We start from the raw sequence: 4,058 nt of genomic DNA on the forward strand, positions 1-4,058 counted from the left end.
GATCGTCGTGATGATCTCGTCGCGCTTCTCTCCCTCCCCGCGCGAGTCATGGTAAGCCCGCACGATGGAAGCCATGGCCAGCAGCGCCTGGGTGCCGCTGCTAGGCTGGAAGCTAAAGGCGTCCATGCCGGAAATCTCACGCATCGCAAGGTCCAGGCTGTGGTAGATTTCCAGCATGCCCTGTACCGAGCTCACATCCTGGAGGGGATGGAGCTCGGTCATGCGGGGGCTGCGGATCAGCATTTCGTTGATCCGCGGGATGTATTTCATCGTGCAGGTGCCCTGCCCGATTTCGACGTTCAAATCCGAGCCCAGCGTCTCCTGGGAGAGGCGCAGGTAATGGCGCAGCACCTTGGCCTGCCCGATCTCCGGCAGGGTAGGCGCCTGGCTGCGGCGCATGTTCGCCGGAATGGCGTCCTGCACGCCGCCGGCTTCCGCTGCAACGGCCGGTTCGGCCTGCGGCGGGATGACGCCCCGCTCTCCCGCCCGGTGCAGTTCAAAGATGACCGGCTCATCCCATTTGGCTTGGTGGAACTGGCGGACCTTCCGGTCCCTGACAATCCTTTTCATGGCGTCTGCTCCTCTCCTGATGCTCCGGCCGCTGAAGCACCTGCGCCTACGATGGCGCGGACGGCTCCGGCCAGGCGGTCCAGGTCGGCCTGGGTATGAATTTCAGTGACGCAGTACAGGGCGCACTGCCCCCAATCGGGATAGCTTGCCGACAAATCCTTGCCGCCGAAAATCCCTTCGTCAAGCAGCCGGCGGTTGATGTCGGCCACGGTGCGTCCCGTTCCGTTGAAGTCGACAACGAACTCCTTGAAGAACGGCGTGCCGCCAAAGCGCAGCGATACGCCCGGGATGCCGGACAGCTGGATGGCCGCATATTTCGCCTTCTGGATGATCGTTCCGCCCACTTCCTGCATGCCGTTTGGTCCCATCAGGGCCAAATAGACGCCGGCCGTAATGCCCCATAGGGCGGTCTGCGTGCCGACGGATTCTTTGCCCTTCTCCCGCAGCGCAAACGAAGTGCGCTCGTATGCAACGTCGCCGAAGCCGTACTCGCCCTCCACTTCCGTCGGAACGATGCCGAACAGCCGGGACGGGTATTCCATGACGAATTTCTCTTCGTCGCGGGTTGCGATAAATCCGGCCTGTCCCCCGCCATAGTTCATATGCATGCCGAGCGGCTGCAGGTCCCCGCAGACGATATCCGCGCCGTAACGGGCCGGCGGCTCCAGCACGCCGAGGGAGATCGGGTCCACGCCGACGATCGACAATGCCTGAGCGGCATGGGCGAGGCGGGAAATGTCCGCTCCTTGGTCCTCGATGATGCCGAGATACCCGGGATTCTCAAAATAAACGGCTGCGGTGTCCCCGTCCAGCTTGGATTCCAGATCGGCCAGGTCCATTTTTCCGGTGGCCGGGTCGATCTCCACCATGCGGATGTCCATGACCGGCGTGCAGTAATTACGGATGATGGCGACCTTATCCGGATCGACCGAGCGCGGAATCAAAGCGGTGCGTCGCCCGGTGATGCGGCCGGCCATGCGGATTGCCGTGGACGCCGCCTGCGCCCAGTCAAAGGTCGGAACGTTAACGACGTCCATATCCACCAGCTCGGCCAGCAGGCTCTGATACTCAAACAGCGCCTGGAAGCGGCCGTGATCCTCATAGGGCTCGCCGGCATAAGCCGTCACGAATTCGGAGCGCTGGTTAATTTCGTCGCATACCGCCGGAATAAAATGCTGCCAGCAGCCCGCCCCCAAAAAATTCAGGTAATCCGCGCCGTGCTTGTTCTTGGCGAGCACACCTTCGATATGCCGGCGCAGCTCGTATTCGTTCATGGCCGGCGGGAGGTCCATCTCCCGCTTCAGCTTCAGGTGATCGGGAATGGCGTCATGAAGCTGGTCCATGGACGTCAGTCCGATTTCCCGCAGCATGGCGTCCCGGACTTCCGGGACGGTATTCGGTATATAAGGATGGGCATACATTCTGTGTTCTGCCAAAGTAAACGCCTCCGTTCTGTACAGAATGAACTAAAGAAATGATTGGATTGTTGTATAGGGTTGAAAAAATCGATACGTGCTTCGTGTTAGGCGATCCCGCCGCCGTCGACGACGAGCACGCTGCCCGTGACCCAGGCGGACAGGTCGCTCGCGAGAAACAGCACCGCATTCGCGATATCGCGCGGCGTGCCGAGCCTCTCGAGCGGACGTCCCCCGGCGGAGGCGACGAGGAACGACGCCTCGTCCTGCTGCAGCTGCTTAGCTTCGTCCCGAAGCAGCGGCGTATCCGTATCGCCGGGCGATACGCAGTTAACGCGGATGTTTGCCGGCCCGTGGTCGATCGCCATCGCCCGCGTCAGGTTTACGACGCCGGCCTTGGCGGCGCAGTAGGCAGCAGCGCGGTCCCCACCCTTAAGACCCCAGCCGGAGCCCGTATTGATAATGCTGCCTCCGCCGCACCGCTCCATCACCGGAATGACGTACTTCGAGAGGAGATAGACGCCTTTGAGGGACACGTTGAGTACCAGGTCCCAATCCCGCTCCTCCAGCTCGGTCACGCTTTGGCGGCGGATGACGCCCGCATTGTTGAACAGAATGTGGATGCCTCCCAGATCGGCAGCAATTTCTCCCGCGGTCCGTTCGCAGTCCGCGGCCGAGGTGACGTCGCAGCGGCGGAAGGTGGCCAAGCCTCCTTCGGCCCGGATGCCTGCGGCCGCCGCCTCCCCGGCCGCCTCATTGATATCGATCAGCACGGCGTGAGCGCCGAAGCCCGCCAGAAGCTCGGCGGTGGCCAGGCCGATGCCGGAGGCTCCCCCGGTTACGACCGCCACTTTTCCCGACAAGTTCAAAACGTCCTGTGTATTAAGCATCATCGTTCTCCTCCTTAAGTGGGTATCGTGCGGCCTCCCAGGCCATCTGCCGGCTCAGCCGCTCCGGCGCCTGGTCCTCCGCCATATACGGCTGCAGCAGCATCCGGAACCGGAACGGTTCGGGCTTCACCGCGTGCTCCGGCGCCTGCGCCGGACCGCAGCTGTTGCTGCCGAGCCCGTTCTGCCGGTAGTCCAGGTTCAGCGTAATATAGTCGCGCTGCTTGAGCTCTGTCATGTGCTGCGCCTGCTCCAGATCCTGATCCGTGTACCGCCTTGCGCTGAACTCCAGTACGGGCGAGCCCGACGCAAGCAGCCCCAGCCCCGAGCTGTCCGCCATCGAAACCCAGCGCACATCGGTGCGGTTGCCGTTCTCCTGCGGATATACGTACGGTGTAAACAGGCCGTCCACCGTGCTCCGGTACACGCCAATACGGCCGGCTTCCTTGCTGTCCGAGTAGCTCTCCCCGGGACCGCGGCCGTACCAGGCCACCCGTTCACAATCCCCCGGGAGCTGCAGCTGCAGCCCGATCTTCGGCAGCATGGACGGCGGCGTGCCGATCGGCGATCCGGCCACGTCCATGATGATAAGCCCGTCCGCCGTCACCGTGTACGACGTCTCGCAGCGGAAGCCCCAGTCGTATACCGGCGGCGCGATCCGCGAGGACCAGGCCAGCCGGACCGTGTCCGCGCCAAGCCGCTCCCAGCGGAAATCGTCCACCCGCTCGGTCAGCCGGTCCAGGTGCGCCTTCCGCCAGTCCGCCAGCACATACATATCGTTGTCGATCGGCGCGCGCCAGAAATTCAGCCGCGGTCCGCGCCGGATCAGCTCTTTGCCGTTCATCCGAAGCGGAGTGATGCCGGGTTCAAGGCTGCTCGCTTCCAAGTGGAGCCGGTCGCTTGCCAGAATCAGCGCATGCCCTCGTTCCTGAACGGATAGGTCCCGGCGCAGACTCGCATTCTCGGCGGACCGGGCTGCTTGGTGCCGTGACGCCTCTGCCGGAGCCACAGCCGGCAGTGCCAGCTGCGCCCAGGCGACTTCATGCCCCTGCTCCGCCCAGCTGCAGTCGGCCGCCAGCGTGAAGCCGACGTTCAGCCACCGCTCCGTCCCGGCTTCCAGACCGCTTTCAGGACGGTCCCAAGCAAAGGGGAGCGCGAGCTCTCCCGATTCCCCCGGCCCCACGGC

At 63.6% G+C, this 4,058-nt stretch carries 3 protein-coding genes and 1 pseudogene; all 4 read right to left on the reverse strand.

From position 1 onward, the window contains the following. Nucleotides 1-570: pseudogene (locus tag CPT76_RS03390) on the reverse strand (aminomethyl-transferring glycine dehydrogenase subunit GcvPB); the annotation flags it as partial. Then, nucleotides 567-1,991 (reverse strand): aminomethyl-transferring glycine dehydrogenase subunit GcvPA, encoded by a 1,425-nt coding sequence (gene gcvPA / locus CPT76_RS03395; protein WP_105441998.1) that lies wholly within the window; start codon nt 1,989-1,991, stop codon nt 567-569. The gene gcvPA and the pseudogene CPT76_RS03390, both read right to left, overlap by 4 nt. 101 nt (nt 1,992-2,092) lie before the next feature. Then, nucleotides 2,093-2,875, reverse strand: a complete 783-nt coding sequence (locus CPT76_RS03400) for an SDR family NAD(P)-dependent oxidoreductase (RefSeq protein WP_105441999.1) — start codon at nt 2,873-2,875, stop codon at nt 2,093-2,095. Next, the coding region (locus CPT76_RS03405) for a beta-galactosidase small subunit-related protein (RefSeq protein WP_146116145.1) at nt 2,868-4,058 on the reverse strand (1,191 nt) is incomplete at its 5' end. The genes CPT76_RS03405 and CPT76_RS03400, both read right to left, overlap by 8 nt.

Origin of the sequence: Paenibacillus sp. AR247 (assembly GCF_002968895.1) — a bacterium.
Lineage (GTDB): Bacteria > Bacillota > Bacilli > Paenibacillales > Paenibacillaceae > Paenibacillus_AQ > Paenibacillus_AQ favisporus.